This is a genomic window from Microbacterium sp. zg-Y625 (genome assembly GCF_030246925.1).
In the GTDB taxonomy this organism is placed as follows: Bacteria; Actinomycetota; Actinomycetes; order Actinomycetales; family Microbacteriaceae; genus Microbacterium; species Microbacterium jiangjiandongii.
Genome location: NZ_CP126740.1, coordinates 1,132,143 through 1,146,329, shown reverse-complemented (window position 1 = coordinate 1,146,329; position 14,187 = coordinate 1,132,143). Strand labels below are relative to the sequence as shown.

At 70.7% G+C, this 14,187-nt stretch carries 16 protein-coding genes; 5 read left to right on the top strand and 11 right to left on the bottom strand.

Going from position 1 to position 14,187, the window contains the following annotated elements:
* Positions 1–53: 53 nt before the first annotated feature.
* A complete protein-coding gene (locus tag QNO14_RS05155; protein WP_257495934.1) occupies positions 54–863 on the top strand; it encodes a ParA family protein in 810 nt (269 codons plus the stop codon).
* A gap of 275 nt (positions 864–1,138) precedes the next feature.
* Here the strand turns inward: QNO14_RS05155 and QNO14_RS05150 are convergent, their stop codons facing one another.
* The 3 genes from QNO14_RS05150 to QNO14_RS05140 form a co-directional block, all read right to left on the bottom strand.
* Positions 1,139–1,684 carry a MerR family transcriptional regulator gene (locus tag QNO14_RS05150; RefSeq protein ID WP_257495933.1) on the bottom strand — a complete coding sequence of 182 codons (546 nt, stop codon included), beginning with the start codon at positions 1,682–1,684 and terminating at the stop codon, positions 1,139–1,141.
* Positions 1,685–1,778: 94 nt separating this feature from the next.
* A complete protein-coding gene (gene ftsR, locus QNO14_RS05145) occupies positions 1,779–2,462 on the bottom strand; it encodes a transcriptional regulator FtsR (RefSeq protein WP_257495932.1) in 684 nt (227 codons plus the stop codon).
* Positions 2,462–2,956, bottom strand: a complete 495-nt coding sequence (locus tag QNO14_RS05140) for an FHA domain-containing protein (RefSeq protein WP_257495931.1) — start codon at positions 2,954–2,956, stop codon at positions 2,462–2,464. The genes ftsR and QNO14_RS05140 overlap by 1 nt, the downstream gene beginning before the upstream one ends.
* Positions 2,957–3,128: 172 nt before the next feature.
* Here QNO14_RS05140 and QNO14_RS05135 point away from each other — a divergent pair, with 172 nt between their 5' ends.
* Positions 3,129–3,494 carry a hypothetical protein gene (locus QNO14_RS05135; protein WP_257505826.1) on the top strand — a complete coding sequence of 122 codons (366 nt, stop codon included), beginning with the start codon at positions 3,129–3,131 and terminating at the stop codon, positions 3,492–3,494.
* Positions 3,495–3,548: 54 nt separating this feature from the next.
* Here the strand turns inward: QNO14_RS05135 and QNO14_RS05130 are convergent, their stop codons facing one another.
* Complete coding sequence (locus QNO14_RS05130) at positions 3,549–3,932, bottom strand: four-helix bundle copper-binding protein (protein WP_257505825.1); 384 nt, start codon at positions 3,930–3,932, stop codon at positions 3,549–3,551.
* A gap of 118 nt (positions 3,933–4,050) precedes the next feature.
* Between QNO14_RS05130 and QNO14_RS05125 the strand changes: the two genes are divergently transcribed.
* Positions 4,051–4,725, top strand: coding sequence for a copper resistance CopC family protein (locus QNO14_RS05125; protein ID WP_257505824.1), 675 nt, complete (start codon positions 4,051–4,053; stop codon positions 4,723–4,725).
* Between the two features lie 10 nt (positions 4,726–4,735).
* Positions 4,736–6,136 carry a dihydrolipoyl dehydrogenase gene (gene lpdA / locus QNO14_RS05120; protein ID WP_257505823.1) on the top strand — a complete coding sequence of 467 codons (1,401 nt, stop codon included), beginning with the start codon at positions 4,736–4,738 and terminating at the stop codon, positions 6,134–6,136.
* Positions 6,137–6,247: 111 nt separating this feature from the next.
* Here lpdA and QNO14_RS05115 read toward each other — a convergent pair whose 3' ends face one another.
* From QNO14_RS05115 to QNO14_RS05105, 3 genes are all read right to left on the bottom strand, one after another.
* Positions 6,248–6,913: a CYTH domain-containing protein gene (locus QNO14_RS05115; RefSeq protein WP_257505822.1), complete on the bottom strand. Its 666-nt coding sequence runs from the start codon at positions 6,911–6,913 to the stop codon at positions 6,248–6,250.
* A 4-nt stretch (positions 6,914–6,917) separates the two neighbouring features.
* Positions 6,918–7,151: a response regulator gene (locus QNO14_RS05110; protein ID WP_257505821.1), complete on the bottom strand. Its 234-nt coding sequence runs from the start codon at positions 7,149–7,151 to the stop codon at positions 6,918–6,920.
* Positions 7,152–7,226: 75 nt separating this feature from the next.
* Entirely contained in the window at positions 7,227–8,147 is a 921-nt protein-coding gene (locus QNO14_RS05105) for an NAD(P)-dependent oxidoreductase (protein ID WP_257505819.1), read from the bottom strand.
* Positions 8,148–8,280: 133 nt separating this feature from the next.
* Between QNO14_RS05105 and QNO14_RS05100 the strand changes: the two genes are divergently transcribed.
* Complete coding sequence (locus QNO14_RS05100) at positions 8,281–9,012, top strand: glutamine amidotransferase (RefSeq protein ID WP_257505813.1); 732 nt, start codon at positions 8,281–8,283, stop codon at positions 9,010–9,012.
* A gap of 11 nt (positions 9,013–9,023) precedes the next feature.
* Here the strand turns inward: QNO14_RS05100 and QNO14_RS05095 are convergent, their stop codons facing one another.
* The 4 genes from QNO14_RS05095 to QNO14_RS05080 all read right to left on the bottom strand — a co-directional run bounded on the left by QNO14_RS05095 (position 9,024) and on the right by QNO14_RS05080 (position 14,111).
* On the bottom strand, positions 9,024–11,459 hold the full coding sequence (locus QNO14_RS05095) for a glycogen/starch/alpha-glucan phosphorylase (protein WP_257506055.1): 2,436 nt from the start codon (positions 11,457–11,459) through the stop codon (positions 9,024–9,026).
* 263 nt (positions 11,460–11,722) lie between these two features.
* Positions 11,723–12,409, bottom strand: coding sequence for an NAD(P)H-hydrate epimerase (locus QNO14_RS05090; RefSeq protein WP_257505812.1), 687 nt, complete (start codon positions 12,407–12,409; stop codon positions 11,723–11,725).
* Positions 12,406–13,491, bottom strand: coding sequence for a YhjD/YihY/BrkB family envelope integrity protein (locus QNO14_RS05085; RefSeq protein WP_257505810.1), 1,086 nt, complete (start codon positions 13,489–13,491; stop codon positions 12,406–12,408). Before QNO14_RS05085 ends, QNO14_RS05090 begins: the two co-directional genes overlap by 4 nt.
* Before the next feature lie 113 nt (positions 13,492–13,604).
* Positions 13,605–14,111, bottom strand: a complete 507-nt coding sequence (locus QNO14_RS05080) for a prepilin peptidase (RefSeq protein ID WP_257505809.1) — start codon at positions 14,109–14,111, stop codon at positions 13,605–13,607.
* Positions 14,112–14,187 lie beyond the last annotated feature (76 nt).

Genomic DNA, 14,187 nt, shown 5'->3' with positions numbered 1-14,187 from the left:
CGCCGGACTGCCTGAGTGTGCTCACAGCCTAGGGGACGGTAACGTAGACCTCCGTGCACGTACTCTCCGTCAGTTCGCTCAAGGGCGGGGTCGGCAAGACAACGGTCACACTGGGGCTCGCATCCGCTGCGTTCGCTCGCGGTGTCCGCACCCTCGTCGTCGATCTCGACCCGCAGTCCGACGTGTCGACGGGGATGGACATCCAGGTCGCCGGTCGCCTCAACGTCGCCGATGTCCTCGCCAATCCGAAGGAGAAGGTCGTCCGTCAGGCGATCACCTCCAGCGGCTGGGCGAAGGTCCATCCCGGCACGATCGACGTGATGATCGGCAGCCCCTCCGCCATCAACTTCGACGGACCGCACCCGAGCGTGCGCGACGTCTGGAAGCTCGAGGAGGCGCTGGCCACCATCGAGCCGGACTACGACCTGGTGCTGATCGACTGCGCGCCCTCGCTCAACGCGCTGACGCGCACCGCGTGGGCGGCATCGGACCGGGTGATCGTCGTCACCGAGCCCGGGCTCTTCTCCGTCGCCGCCGCCGACCGTGCGCTGCGGGCGATCGAGGAGATCCGTCGCGGACTGTCGCCGCGGCTGCAGCCGCTCGGGATCGTGGTGAACCGCGTGCGCCCGCAGTCGATCGAGCACCAGTTCCGCATCAAGGAGCTGCGCGACATGTTCGGGCCGCTCGTCCTGTCGCCGCAGCTGCCGGAGCGCACGTCGCTGCAGCAGGCGCAGGGGGCCGCGAAGCCGCTGCACATCTGGCCGGGCGACTCGGCCCAGGAGCTGGCCGCCGACTTCGACGCGCTGCTGGACCGCGTCATGCGCACGGGACGCATCGCCGACCCCGCCGAAGCCCGCGCCTGATCCCCGCCGCTGCCGAGTGAGTATTCGTCGCGCCGAGTGAGTATTCGTCGCGCCGAGTGAGTATTCGCGGGGCGAGCCCCCTTCCAGCGCCGAGCGAGTTACGGGTTGCGCGCAGCCGACGCGCACCGGGCAAAGCCTCGACGACGCGTCAACGCAGACAGCTGTGGGCAGGCGCGATGAGCCACTCGCAGGCGCGAATGCTCACTCGCGAACGCGAATACTCACTCGCGAACGCGAATACTCACTCGGGAACGCGAATACTCACTCGCGAACGGTCAGGCGGTGCGCTTCGCGCGGCGAGCGGAGAGCTCGTCCATCGCGTCGGGAGCCTGGGAGTCGAAGTCGACCAGCGTCGACTCGACCTCGCGCAGAACCTTGCCGACGGCGATGCCGAAGACGCCCTGCCCGCGGCTCACGAGGTCGATGACCTCGTCGTTCGAGGTGCACAGGTACACCGACGCGCCGTCGCTCATGAGCGTCGTCCCCGCCAGGTCGCGGATGCCGGCCGCACGCAGCTGGTCGACCGCGGTGCGGATCTGCTGCAGCGAGATGCCGGTGTCGAGCAGGCGCTTGACGAGCTTCAGCACGAGGATGTCGCGAAAGCCGTACAGCCGCTGCGATCCCGACCCGGAGGCACCCCGCACCGTGGGCTGCACGAGCTCCGTACGGGCCCAGTAGTCCAGCTGCCGGTACGTGATGCCGGCGGCACGCGCCGCCTGCGCTCCGCGATAGCCGACTTCGTCGTCCATCTGCGGCAGTCCGTCGGTGAACAGGAGGTCGGCAACGAACGGCTGTCCGTCGGCCGCTTCGCCAGCGGTCATGCTCGTCTCCTCACTGTTCGGGTCGGTTCTTCCACGCTACGGGAGCCGAGGGGCACCTTCAATGACATCCGCATCTGGACGTCGGCGTGTCGCGTTACGGGGTGATTCTGTCGAGCGCGGTCTGCACGAATGCGCCGCGCACCTCGTCGAGTCGGCGGACGAGTTCGGGCGCGAGCTCACCCGCGCGGGCGCGGGCGTTGGTGTCGCTGCGACGCAGCATGGGCGCCAGCGCCGTCTCGACCAGGGCGACGTCGCGCTCGGCGTTCTGGCGCAGCGAACGCAGGTGGCGGGGATGGATGCCGTGCTCCGCCAGCCCGGCCAGCGCGCGCAGGAGCGTCAGCGCGCGCTCGTCATAGCTGTCGGCGCCGGCCAGCAGCCCCGCGGTGATCGCGTCGCCCAGCAGCCCCGCCTCGGCGCCGGCGGCGGCGATGAGCTCGTCCCGTCGGTACCGGCGCGGGGTCGCCGTGATCGAGGGCGGCATGAGCGCGCCGATGTCGTGACCGGCGTCGCGCTCGTCGAGCACTTCGCGGATGCGCTGGAGCGGCATGTAGTGATCCCGCTGGAGCGACAGCGCCAGCCGCAGCCGCTCGAGGTCGCCCGGCGAGAACTTGCGGTAGCCCGACTCCGTGCGCGTGGGTGCGACGATGCCCTGGACCTCGAGGAAGCGCAGCTTGCTGCTGGTGAGAGAGGGGAATTCCGGTGCCAGCCGGGCCAGTACCTGGCCGATGCTGAGGTAGCCCGCGGGCGCAGAGCGTCCGCGGGGTGAGGCTTGAGCCATCAAGCGCCTGCCGCGCGGTCGACCGGTGCGATGAAGAAGTTGAGCCGGAACTTGCCGATGCGCACCTCGGCGCCGTCGGTGAGGACGGCACGGTCGACGCGCTCGCCGTTCACGTACGTGCCGTTCAGGGAACGCTGGTCGACGATCTCGAAGGTCAGGCCGGTGCGGGTGACCTCGGCGTGACGGCGTGAGACGGTCACGTCATCGAAGAAGATGTCCGCCTCGGGGTGGCGGCCGATCGTGGCGACATCACTGTCGAGCAGGTACCGCGCCCCGGCCGTGGGACCCGAGCGGACCATGAGCAGCGCGGACCGCGACGGCAGCGCGGCGATCGCCTCGAGCTCGGCCTCGGTCAGCTCGCTGCCGAACGGCACGAACGAAAGATCCGAGTCGTGACCGAAGGTCTGCGTCGTATCGGACCCGCCTGCGGGGGTGTGTGCATCCGCCGCATTGCGGTGGATGTTGCCGTGCTCTCGCCGGTCGTTCTCGTCCACGCTTCCTCCTTGGCGACTCAGCCTAGTGGATGCGCCGTCGCGCGCGCAGTGCGGATCGGCGGCCGCGCCCACCATCGACCGGTGTTTCCGTGTGTGTCGTCGTGCGTGACGACCCGGCCGTCCGCACGTAGCGTGGCCCCGTCAGCCCGTGAAACCAGGAAGGAACCGCGCCATGACCACGCCGCGCCATCACCGTCCGCCCGCCGAGGTGCGCGAGCAGACGGTGTGCATGTGCGTGCGCGGGCAGCGGTGCTCGGTGTTCACCCCTGGGCACGCGGTGCACCTCATCCAGGCCCGGCTGGCGTCGGCGACCCCGGCCGAGTGGACGGATGCGATCGTCGACGAGGTGGATGCCGCCGCCGGCACGGTGTCCCTGCGCGCCGTCGACGGCGGTGAGTCCACGATCGTGTGGAACGCCGCGGGCGCGGCGCGCGTCGCGGAGGTCGGCTCCCCGGTCGCGGTGCACCGTCGCTACCGGGTGCTCGCCGTGGGCCGACGGTGGTTCAACGTCGCCGCCGTCGGCGGGGACGCGGCGTAGGACCTCGGAGCGGCACCCGCCACCACCGGGGCCGACCCGCGAGGGGACGACGGCTCAGACCGTCATCGAGTCCTTCACCGCCTGGCAGGCGTCGATGCACGCGCGGCACGCCTGGGCGCACATGCGGCAGACCTCGCTCATCTCGGCGTGCGGCAGGCACATGTCCTCGCACGTCTGGCACATCGCGATGCAGGCATCCAGCATCGCCATCATCGATGCGGGCGTCATGCCCTGCATCCGCAGCATGGCGCGCATCATCGTGTTGCACATGTCGGCGCAGTTCATGCACGCCGGCGCGCAGTCCATCATCTGCGTCGAACACACCACGCAGGCCTGCTCGCACGCCGAACACGCGTCCATACACGCCTGCATCAGCGCCATGTCCATCGCGTCCATGCCCGGAACCGCCGACATGTCCTTCGAAACGGCATCCATCATCCTGGAGTCCATCGCCCACCTCTTCTCGTCCGTGTCAGACGGGCAGGGGGCCCGCCTGCCGGTCATGGTAGGACGGGCGACCGGCCTGCGGTAGCCCCCGGGTAGGGTCGGACAGGTGATGTCTTCCCCCACCCGCAGCCCCCGCAGAGCCCGCCTGGGCGCCGTCACCGCCGCCCTGGGACTCGGCCTGCTCGGCGCGCTCGCGACAGCGACCCCCGCCGCTGCGCATGACGAGATGATCGCGTCCGACCCCGCTGACGGCAGCACGGTGGCCGTGCTCCCGCCCGAACTGACGCTCACGTTCTCCGCCTTCCCCCTGGACGAGCCCGGGGCGACGCTGGTGGAGGTGACGGATGCCACGGGCACCGACCTCACGGCCGGCGAACCGGTCGTCGACGGCACCGCGGTCACCCAGGCGCTCGAGGGCGAAGTCTCCGGTGAGGTCGCCGTCCTGTGGAAAGTGGTCTCCAGCGACGGTCACCCCATCGACGGCGAGTTCCGGTTCGATGTGGCCGCAGCCGCCGCGCCGTCGCCCACCCCGGGGGAGGCCACCGCACCGGCCGCCACCGCGGAACCGACTCCGCAGGAGTCGACCGCGCCGGTCACCGAGTCTCCCTCCCCCGCCCCCGCCGACGACGAGGACGGCGCCTCGGTGCTGCCATGGGCCCTCGGCGGGATCTTGCTGGTGACCGCCGTCGCCGCCGTGGCGTACCTGCTCGGCTCGCGGGCGCGACGTCGGCGTGCCGACGGGGCGGCCGGGGGTCCCGGGGACCGCACGGCCGACGAGGACTAGGCTGGTGGTCATGCCTCACTACGACGTCGTCATCCTCGGCGCGGGCCCCGGCGGGTATGTCGCAGCGGTCCGCAGCGCACAGCTCGGCCTGTCCGTCGCGATCATCGAAGAGAAGTACTGGGGCGGTGTGTGCCTCAACGTGGGCTGCATCCCCTCCAAGGCTCTCCTGCGAAACGCCGACCTCGCCCACACCTTCCTCCACAAGGCCGACCTGTTCGGCATCTCCGGGGACGTGCACTTCGACTTCGGCACCGCGTGGGATCGCAGCCGCAAGGTGGCGGACACCCACGTCAAGGGCATCCACTACCTGATGAAGAAGAACAAGGTCACCGAATACGAGGGGCGCGGCACCTTCGCCGACGCCCACACGATCGACGTGGCCAAGGCCGACGGATCCACCGAGCGCGTCACCTTCGACAACGCGATCATCTCGACGGGCTCGAAGGTGCGCCTGCTTCCCGGCGTGCAGCTGAGCAAGAACGTCGTGACCTACGAGGAGCAGATCCTCACCCGCGACCTGCCGGAGTCGATCGTCATCGTCGGCGCCGGCGCCATCGGCATGGAGTTCGCCTTCGTGCTGAGCAACTACGGCGTGAAGGTCACCATCATCGAGTTCCTCGACCGGGCGCTGCCCAACGAGGACGCCGAGGTGTCCAAGGAGATTCAGAAGCAGTACAAGAAGTACGGCATCGACATCCTCACCTCCACCAAGGTGGAGTCGGTCACCGATGACGGCACGAAGGTCACCGTCGCATACAGCGCGAACGCCGACGGCGCGAAGGGCTCGATCGAGGCCGACAAGGTCATGATGTCGATCGGCTTCGCCGCCAACGTCGAGGGCTACGGCCTGGAGAACACCGGCGTCAAGCTCACCGACCGCGGTGCCATCGAGATCGACGACTACATGCGCACGAACGTCGAGGGCATCTACGCCATCGGCGACGTGACGGCGAAGCTGCAGCTGGCTCACGTGGCCGAGGCGCAGGGCGTCGTCGCCGCCGAGACCATCGCCAAGGCCGAGACGCAGACGCTGGGCGACTACCGCATGATGCCGCGAGCGACCTTCTGCTCGCCGCAGGTGGCATCCTTCGGCCTCACCGAGCAGCAGGCACGCGATGCCGGCTACGACGTCAAGGTCGCGAAGTTCCCCTTCAGCGCCAACGGCAAGGCCAACGGCCTGGGCGAGCCCATCGGCTTCGTCAAGCTCATCGCGGATGCCGAGCACCTCGAGCTGCTGGGCGGACACCTCATCGGCCCCGACGTGTCGGAGCTGTTGCCCGAGCTCACCCTCGCGCAGAAGTGGGACCTCACCGCGCTCGAGGCGGCACGCAACGTGCACACGCACCCTACGCTGTCGGAAGCCCTGCAGGAGGCCTTCCACGGCCTCGCCGGGCACATGATCAACATCTGACGCCCGCCGTCACCGCACCACCTGACGCCGCCCCAAGACGAAGCCGGGGGCGGCGTCAGGCGTTGACGCGTGGCGCGTTACGTCTCGCTGCGCTCGCTCAACGACCGCGGGTCAGAAGCCGAGCGCCCGCGCGAGCTTCGACCCGGATGCCGCGGGGCGGCCGCCCGCGTGCGCCACGAGGGCGTCGGCGGCGGCGAAGAACGCCGCCCGCTGCTGAGGGTCGGCGGGGGCGGCGGGGCCGAGTTCCAGCTCCCACTCCCGCCAGGACGACTCCGTGCCGCGTCGCTCGTCACGGGCGGTGACGTGGTCGTCGACGAACTCGGCGACGAGTCCCCCCGCGGCATCCGTCAGGGCATACGCCACGCGCGCGTTGCGGATGCGCGCGAGGGCCGCGAACGGAGGCACCGCCCACTGCGAGAGAGCCTCGACCACGCCTTCGGGCACCGGCAGGTCGAGCAGGTCGGCGACCGGCTCCTCATCGAGCGGCCACGCCCATTCGTGCTTGCCCTCGGGCGTGGAGATCTTGATGTGCCAGCCGGCGTCGGGACCGCCGGAGCGACGCCGCACGGCGACGCCCGCGCGGGCGAGGTGCCCCTCCGCGGTGTCGAGATAGCGGGCGTCGAGGTCTCGGCGCTCGGCCTCGCCGACGGCGGCGACGCCGGGCAGTGCCGTCAAGTCCGGCACCGCCACGGCGTCGTCCACGTCGTACTTCCGCTCCACCTCCAGCGAGCGCAGCGGCTCGCCGTCGGCAGCGGTGCGGTGGATGTCGTCTGCCACGCTGTTACGGCAGGTCGGGGTGGTCGTCGGGGTCGGGGTCGATGTCGTCCTGCGACTCGACGAAGCGGAACGTCGCCTCGGTGGGACCGTCGTCGTCGCCGGTGTTCTCCGGCGCGCCCTCCCGCTCGTAGACGACCTGCGTCTCGCTGTAGGGAAGGATGAGCCGGTCCATCTCCGGGTCGTCGAGGGGAATCAGCTGCCCGTCGAGCGGACCTCCGTGCATACGTGCAATAGCCATGGGTTGACCTCCTGCTCCGACCCTAACCCGGCCCGCCCGGCTGATCGGCGTCGTTGCCCGAGAGGATCGCGGATGCTACGGCAGCGTGCCGCCCCAGCCCTGCAGCGTGCCGTCGGGCGAGGCGAAACGCGCCATGAGCGTGCAGTCCTTGCCGCCCAGCCCCTCGGCGGCCAGCGCATCCAGCTGCGACAGCGCGAGCCGCGCCGCGGGCAGATGCACGCCCGTGGCCTCCCCCGCCTGCACCGCGAGGGCCGCGTCCTTGCGGGCGAGGTCGACGGAGAACGTCGCGTCGAAGCCGTTGTTGGCGGCGGCCGTCGGCACCACCCCCGGCACCGGGTACCAGGTGCGCTGGGCCCAGGACTGGCCGGACGAGGCATCCACCACCTGCCAGAACACCTGCGGGTCGAGTCCCAGGCGCTCCGCGAGCTGCGACCCCTCCGACATCGCCAGCACGCTGATGAACAGCATCATGTTGTTCGCGAGCTTGGCGGCGATGCCGCTGGTCGCCTCGCCGCAGGCGATGACCGTGCGGGCCATCGGGTCGACGATGCCGCGCGCCCGCTCGACGTGATCGGGGTGCCCGCCCAGAAGGAATGACAGCGTCCCGGCTTCGGCGCCGGCCGTGCCACCCGAGATGGGGCTGTCGACGAACGCGAGTCCACGCGCGGCGGCCTCGTCGTGGCACCACTGCGACGTGCCGACGTCGACGGTCGACGTGTCGAGCAGCAGCGTCGCGGATGCCGCGTGGGCCAGGATGCCGCCCTCTCCCCCGTACACGGCGCGCACCTGGTCGGGTCCGGGAAGGGAGGTGAAACAGGCATCCGCGCCGTCGAGCGCGTCGGCGAGGCCGTCGACCACCTGGATGCCGCGGGCAGCCGCCGCCTCGCGCGCGGCGGGCGACGGATCGACGCCGCGCACGGTGTGTCCGGCGGAGACGAGGTGGGCGGCCATGGGCGCACCCATGTGGCCGAGGCCGATCCAGGCGATGGTGGACATGGGGTTCTCCCTGCGACGTCGCTGTCGCGGCCGCGGGGTGTGCGGCCGTCACCAGTCACAATAGGGCGCGCCGTGGCATCCATCGAGCACGGCCGACCGAGGGAGCGTCTCGGTCGGCATAGACTCAGGCGCGATGAAGCCCTTCCTGCTGCTGGCGACCCGCGCCGAAGACGTGCCCGCCGACGAGGAGTACGCGCTGTTCCTGCGCTACACCGGGCTGGATGAGAAGCACCTCGTGCGTCACCGCCTCGAGGCACAGCCGCTGGGCGAGGTGGACCTCGATGACTACTCGGGAGTCTTCGTCGGCGGTGGACCGTTCAACGCCTCGGACCCGCCGGAGAAGAAGTCCGCCGTGCAGCGGCGCGCAGAGGCGGATTTCGCGCGCCTGCTCGACGAGGTCGTGCCGCGGGACTTCCCGTTCCTGGGCGCCTGCTACGGCGTCGGCACCCTGGGGGCACATCAGGGCGCGGTGATCGACGGCACCTACCGCGAGCCGATCAGCGTCGTCACCGTGCAGCGCACGCCCGAAGGCGCCGCCGACCCGCTGCTGGCGGGCCTGCCGGACGAGTTCGCCGCGTTCGTCGGCCACAAGGAGTCGATCGCCGCACTTCCCCCGTCGGCGACCCTCCTGGCGACGTCGGCCGCCTGCCCGGTGCAGATGTTCCGCGTCGGGCGCAACGTGTATGCGACGCAGTTCCACCCGGAGTGCGACGTCGAGGGGATCTCGACCCGCATCCGCGCATACGCGAAGCACGGGTACTTCGCCCCCGACGAATTGGACCTGACGCTCGAGGCGGTGCGCCGCCTGCCGGTGACGCACACCGGTGGCATCCTGCGCGCCTTCGTCGAACGCTACGCCCGCTGAGCCGCCCCGCCTCAGACCACGGCGGGGACGTGCCAGATGCGGTCGATGTACTCGCGCATCGACCGGTCCGAGGAGAAGTAGCCGGTGCGGGCGACGTTGAGGATCGCCGAGCGCGTCCACGCGTCACGGTCGGCGTACGCGGCATCCACCTCCGTCTGCGCATCGATGTACGAGCGGTAATCGGCCAGCACCATGAACCGGTCGTCGTAGAGCAGGTTCGACACGATCGGCTCGAACACCGACGCGTCGCCGCCCGAGAATGCGCCGGACGCGATGAGGTCGATCGCGCGGCGCAGCTCGTCGTCGCTCTGGTAGTACTCGCTGGGACGGTAGCCGGCGGTCGCCAGGGCCTCGACCTCCGGCTCGCGCATGCCGAAGAGGAAGAAGTTCTCGTCGCCGACGAGCTCGCGGATCTCGATGTTCGCCCCGTCGTCGGTGCCGATCGTGAGCGCGCCGTTGAGGGCGAACTTCATGTTGCCGGTGCCCGAGGCCTCCTTGCCGGCGAGCGAGATCTGCTCGGAGAGATCGGCGGCGGGGATCACGCGCTCGGCGAGGGTCACGTTGTAGTTCGGCGGGAAGAGCACCTGCAGGCGACCCTGCAGTCGCGGGTCGGTGTTCACGACAGAGCCGACGGCGTTGATGAGGTGGATGATGCGCTTGGCCATCGCGTACCCCGGGGCCGCCTTGGCGCCGAAGATCACCGTGCGCGGCTGCAGTGAGGCCACGTCGATGCGGCCGGAGAGGACACCCTCGTACAGCGTCACGACGTGCAGGAGCTTCAGCGTCTGCCGCTTGTACTCGTGCAGACGCTTGACCATGACATCGAGCATGTGTCCGTCGCTGACCTCGAACCCGTCCCGCGCACGCAGCACTTGGTGGAGCCGGCGCTTGTTCGCCGCCTTGACGTCCGCGAAGGCGGCCCGGAACTCGGCGTCTTCGGCGAACGGCTCGAGTTCTCGCAGCCGATCCAGGTCGGTGACCCAGCCATCGCCGATCGCGGCGGTGATGAGGGACGACAGCTCCGGGTTGGCCAGCCGCAAGAAGCGTCGAGGAGAGACGCCGTTCGTGACGTTGGTGAACTTGCCGGGGAAGAACGCGTCGAAGTCGTGCAGCACCGTCTCGCGCAGCAGCTGCGAGTGCAGCTCGGCCACGCCGTTGACCCGCACCGCGGCGACCGTGGCGAGGTACGCCATACGCACCGAGCGCTGGGGGAACTCCGCGATGATCGACATGTCGCGCACGCGCATCTCGTCGTTCGGGTAGGCCTCGCGCACGGCGGCGAGGAAGTCCGCGTTGATACGGAAGATGATCTCCAGGTGCCGCGGCAGCAGCCGGCCGAGCAGGTCCACCGGCCAGGTCTCGAGCGCCTCGGGCATGAGCGTGTGGCAGGTGTACCCGAAGCACTGGCGGGTGATCTCCCACGCGGCATCCCAGTCCATGCCCCGGTCGTCCACGAGAACCCGCATGAGCTCCGGCACCGCGATCACCGGGTGGGTGTCGTTGAGCTGGAACGCGACCCGGTCGGGCAGGGTCCGAAGATCGGCGTCCGCGAGGTCGTCGATGACGTCGGCGATGGATGCCGCGACGAAGAAGTACTGCTGCTGCAGCCGCAGCTCCTTGCCCTGCGGGGTGGAGTCCTCGGGGTACAGCACCTTGGAGATGTTCTCGGCGTACGTCTGCGCGCGCACGGCCTCTGCGTAGTCCCCGGCGTTGAAGATGCGCAGGTCGAAGGCATCCGTGGCCTCGGCCGACCAGAGGCGAAGGGTGTTGACGCGCCCGTTGCGGTAGCCGGGCACCATGTAGTTGTACGGCACCGCCCGCACACTCCAGCCCGGGATCCACCGGGTGCGCGTGACGCCGTCGTCGTCATAGCTCTCGGTGTACCCACCGAACGAGACCGTCTGGGCCGCTTCGGGGTGGGGGAACTCCCACGGCGAGCCGAGCGCGAGCCACGCGTCGGGCTGCTCGATCTGCTGGCCGTCGACGAAGGTCTGGCGGAAGATGCCGTACTCGTAGCGGATGCCGTAGCCGACATTGGGCACGCCCATCGTCGCCAGTGAGTCGATGAAACACGCGGCGAGGCGCCCCAGTCCCCCGTTTCCGAGTCCGGGCTCGACCTCGATGCCGCGGAGATCGTCGATGTCGATGCCGCACGCGGCGAGGGCCTCGGTGGCGACGTCCGTCAGGTCGGCGGCGAGCAGATTGTTGTCGAGCTGACGACCCAGCAGATACTCGGCGGAGAGGTAGCAGACGGTTTTCGCCTGGGTCTCGCGCTGAGCCCGCCGGTCTTCCAGCCACCGGGCCACGAGGTAGTCCCGCACGGTGGTGGCCAGAGCGACGTAGCGGTCGTTGGCGGTGGATGCCGACAGCGTCACCCCGCGCTCGAGGTTGAGGTTCTGCAGGAATTCCTGCACGAAGCCATCCACCGTGGGCGCGGGCGGGGTCACCGGCGCGAGGGCAAGCGGATGCGTCGCACCGCGCGCGGAAGAGGAGGGGCTGGGTGTCTCGAACTGTTGGGCCACGGGTACGACGCTACCCACCCTCGTGGGGCGCGTGCACCTCGGCCCCTCGGTCCCGGCACTCGGGCGGCCTCGGGCGGCCGCGGTTACGAGGCTCCGGCGCCTCGGTTCCGGCGCTTCGGCGCCTGCGTTCGGCGCTACGGCGCCTGCGTCCTGAGTGCCGTCGCAGCGGCGGCGGGCGCCCTGACCCTTCAGGCGATGTCTTCGAACCGCTCGATGTCAGCCGTCGCCACGGAGTGCTCCGGCGACAGGTTCAGGCCCAGGTCGACGACCACGACCCGACCGGCGAGGTGCGCGCCGGCGCCGCGGATGAGACCGGCCTTCACCGCCCCGAACGTCACGGTCACCGCGGCGGGCAGCACCATGTCATCGCCGACCGAGCCGTCGTCAGGCTGCACGCCGCTGGGGATGTCGACCGCGACCGCTCGGGAGCGACCCGCGCGCACCGCAGGCAGCAGCTGCTCCACCGCGGCGCGGGCGCCGCCACGCAGGGCGGGATCGGCGGAGGCGCCGATTCCGACGATGCCGTCCACGATGAGGTCGTAGGCGGGGTCGGCCGCAGCCGCCTGCTGCAGCGTGACCGGGCGGGCGCCCGCCGCCAGGGCGGTGCCGAGGCCCCGCTCGTGGGCGGCATCCGCCGTCTGCAGCACGTCGACCCCGATACCTTCAGCGGCAAGGGCGGCGCCGGCCAGAAGCGCATCGCCGCCGTTGTCGCCGCGGCCTGCGAGGACGAGCACCCTGCCGCCGGGAGTGATCTCCCGACGGAGCACCGCCGCCAGTGCCGCCGCGGCACGGTCCATCAGCGGCTCCCCCGCCGCCAGCAGCGGCGCCTCGGCCGCCCTCACCTGCGCCGCAGTGTAGGCGGGGGCGAGTGTCATGCGTCCGCCCTCGGGCCGGTGTCTTGGGCTTCCTTCGCCGCCGCCTTGTTGCGCTCTTCGGCTTCGTTCTCCGCCGCCTTGTTGCGCTCTTCCGCTTCGGCATCACGCGCGGCGGTCAGTTCACCGGAGGCGGCCATGACGGCGTTCTCGGCCCGCCGCACCCGACGCTGCGCGAATGTCTTCGCGCCGTAGCGGGCGCGGACGCGATCGGATTCCTCTTCGACGCCGGTGACGATGTAGGCGCTCGCGATGAGAATCACCTGCGCCGACAGGTTGAACCACAGCAGCAGCGCGATCAGCGACGCGAAGGTCGCCAGCAGCGGGTTGTTCGAGGCGCCACCGACGAACAGCCCGGACAGCACCTGCAGCACCGTCAGGCCGATGCCCCCCAGCACGGCGCCGCTCCACAGCGCCCTGGCCGAAGGGTGCAGGCCGGACAGCACCCGGAACGACACGGCGACGATGAGGGTATCGAGGGCGAAGACGACGACGATCGTGAGCACCCGGCCGCCGATCTCGAGCAGCGGCGACGACGACGAGATGCCGAACCAGTCAGCGACGATCGTGAGGCCGGTGGTGCCGAGGAAGGTGATCGCCGCGGACGCCGCGAGCCCCACCCCGATGCCGATCGCCAGGGCCAGGTTGCGCAGCAGCACCCACACGATCATGAGGTCTTCGGTCACGCGGTCGGCGATCATCCGCATCGCGGTGCGGAGGGTACCGACCGCGCCGATCGCGGCGCCGATGAGGCCGATGAGGGAGATCACGCCGGCCACGGTGAAGCCGGTGCTGACCGCGACCGACCGCGGATCCTCGATGATGCCCCCCTCCCCGACGATGCCGGGGATCGTGTTGTCGACGGCGGAGATCAGCGCGTCGTAGGCGGCGGGATTGCCCGCGAGCCAGAGACCTGCCAGAGAGAAGCCGAGCAGCACGCCCGCGAAGACACTGAACAGGGTGCGGTACGTGACGCTGTCGGCCAGGACGGGGCCGCGGTGCTCGACGTAGAGCAGGAGGGCGCGCACGGGCTTTCTCGACAGCGCCCAGGCGATGACCTTCTGCACGGCGTTCTGTTCGCTCATGCCGTCACCCTAGCCGCGCCGCGCGGCGGCCTGCCGGACTTGACGCCCCCGGGGAGAGCGTGGAAGTGCGGGCTGCGTGGGTCGGCGCGGACGCGGCTCTGCAGGTCGCGGGGTCAGGCGGCGATGGATGCCGCGAGGGCGAGCCAGGCCCCACCCAGCAGGTAGGGACCGAAGGCGATGCGGGTGGTGCGCGTGGCGCGCCCCGTGGCCAGCAGGCCGAGCGCCACCACTCCCCCGAGGACGAACGCGGCGGCGGTGCCGGTGAGCACGGCCGCCCACCCCGTGTGCCCGAGGACGACACCCACCACACCGGCGAGCTTCACGTCGCCGCCGCCCACGCCACCGCCGAGCGCCCGCAGCGCGGCGTAGAGAAGGAACAGCACGCCCCCGCCGAGCAGGGACCTCAGCAGCGGCGCCGCGTCGCCGCCGGCGAGGGCCGCGACCGCGAACAGCACGAGGATCAGTGGGTACAGGGGAAGCACCAGGGCGTTCGGAAGCCGGTGGTCCCTCAGGTCGACCACGGCGAGCCAGACGCTGCCGGCGGCGAACAGCGCGTAGGCGAGCGCCACCGGCGCAACCACGAGAGGCATGGCTTCCCACGTCACCCGGAGTCCCGACACGGCGCCAGCGTAGAGCGCGGCGCCCGAGTGCGGCGTGGGTGATCCACAGGGGCGGGGCGCGGCGCGGCGCGGTGGC

Excerpts from the sequence above, each read along its gene's own strand:
- QNO14_RS05090 (WP_257505812.1), bottom strand. The coding sequence starts at position 12,409 with ATGACACTCGCCCCCGCCTACACTGCGGCGCAGGTGAGGGCGGCCGAG.
- QNO14_RS05105 (WP_257505819.1), bottom strand. The coding sequence starts at position 8,147 with ATGTCCACCATCGCCTGGATCGGCCTCGGCCACATGGGTGCGCCCATG.
- ftsR (WP_257495932.1), bottom strand. The coding sequence starts at position 2,462 with ATGGCTCAAGCCTCACCCCGCGGACGCTCTGCGCCCGCGGGCTACCTC.
- QNO14_RS05110 (WP_257505821.1), bottom strand. The coding sequence starts at position 7,151 with ATGGCTATTGCACGTATGCACGGAGGTCCGCTCGACGGGCAGCTGATT.
- QNO14_RS05100 (WP_257505813.1), top strand. The coding sequence starts at position 8,281 with ATGAAGCCCTTCCTGCTGCTGGCGACCCGCGCCGAAGACGTGCCCGCC.
- QNO14_RS05130 (WP_257505825.1), bottom strand. The coding sequence starts at position 3,932 with ATGATGGATGCCGTTTCGAAGGACATGTCGGCGGTTCCGGGCATGGAC.
- lpdA (WP_257505823.1), top strand. The coding sequence starts at position 4,736 with ATGCCTCACTACGACGTCGTCATCCTCGGCGCGGGCCCCGGCGGGTAT.
- QNO14_RS05125 (WP_257505824.1), top strand. The coding sequence starts at position 4,051 with ATGTCTTCCCCCACCCGCAGCCCCCGCAGAGCCCGCCTGGGCGCCGTC.
- QNO14_RS05150 (WP_257495933.1), bottom strand. The coding sequence starts at position 1,684 with ATGACCGCTGGCGAAGCGGCCGACGGACAGCCGTTCGTTGCCGACCTC.
- QNO14_RS05135 (WP_257505826.1), top strand. The coding sequence starts at position 3,129 with ATGACCACGCCGCGCCATCACCGTCCGCCCGCCGAGGTGCGCGAGCAG.
- QNO14_RS05085 (WP_257505810.1), bottom strand. The coding sequence starts at position 13,491 with ATGAGCGAACAGAACGCCGTGCAGAAGGTCATCGCCTGGGCGCTGTCG.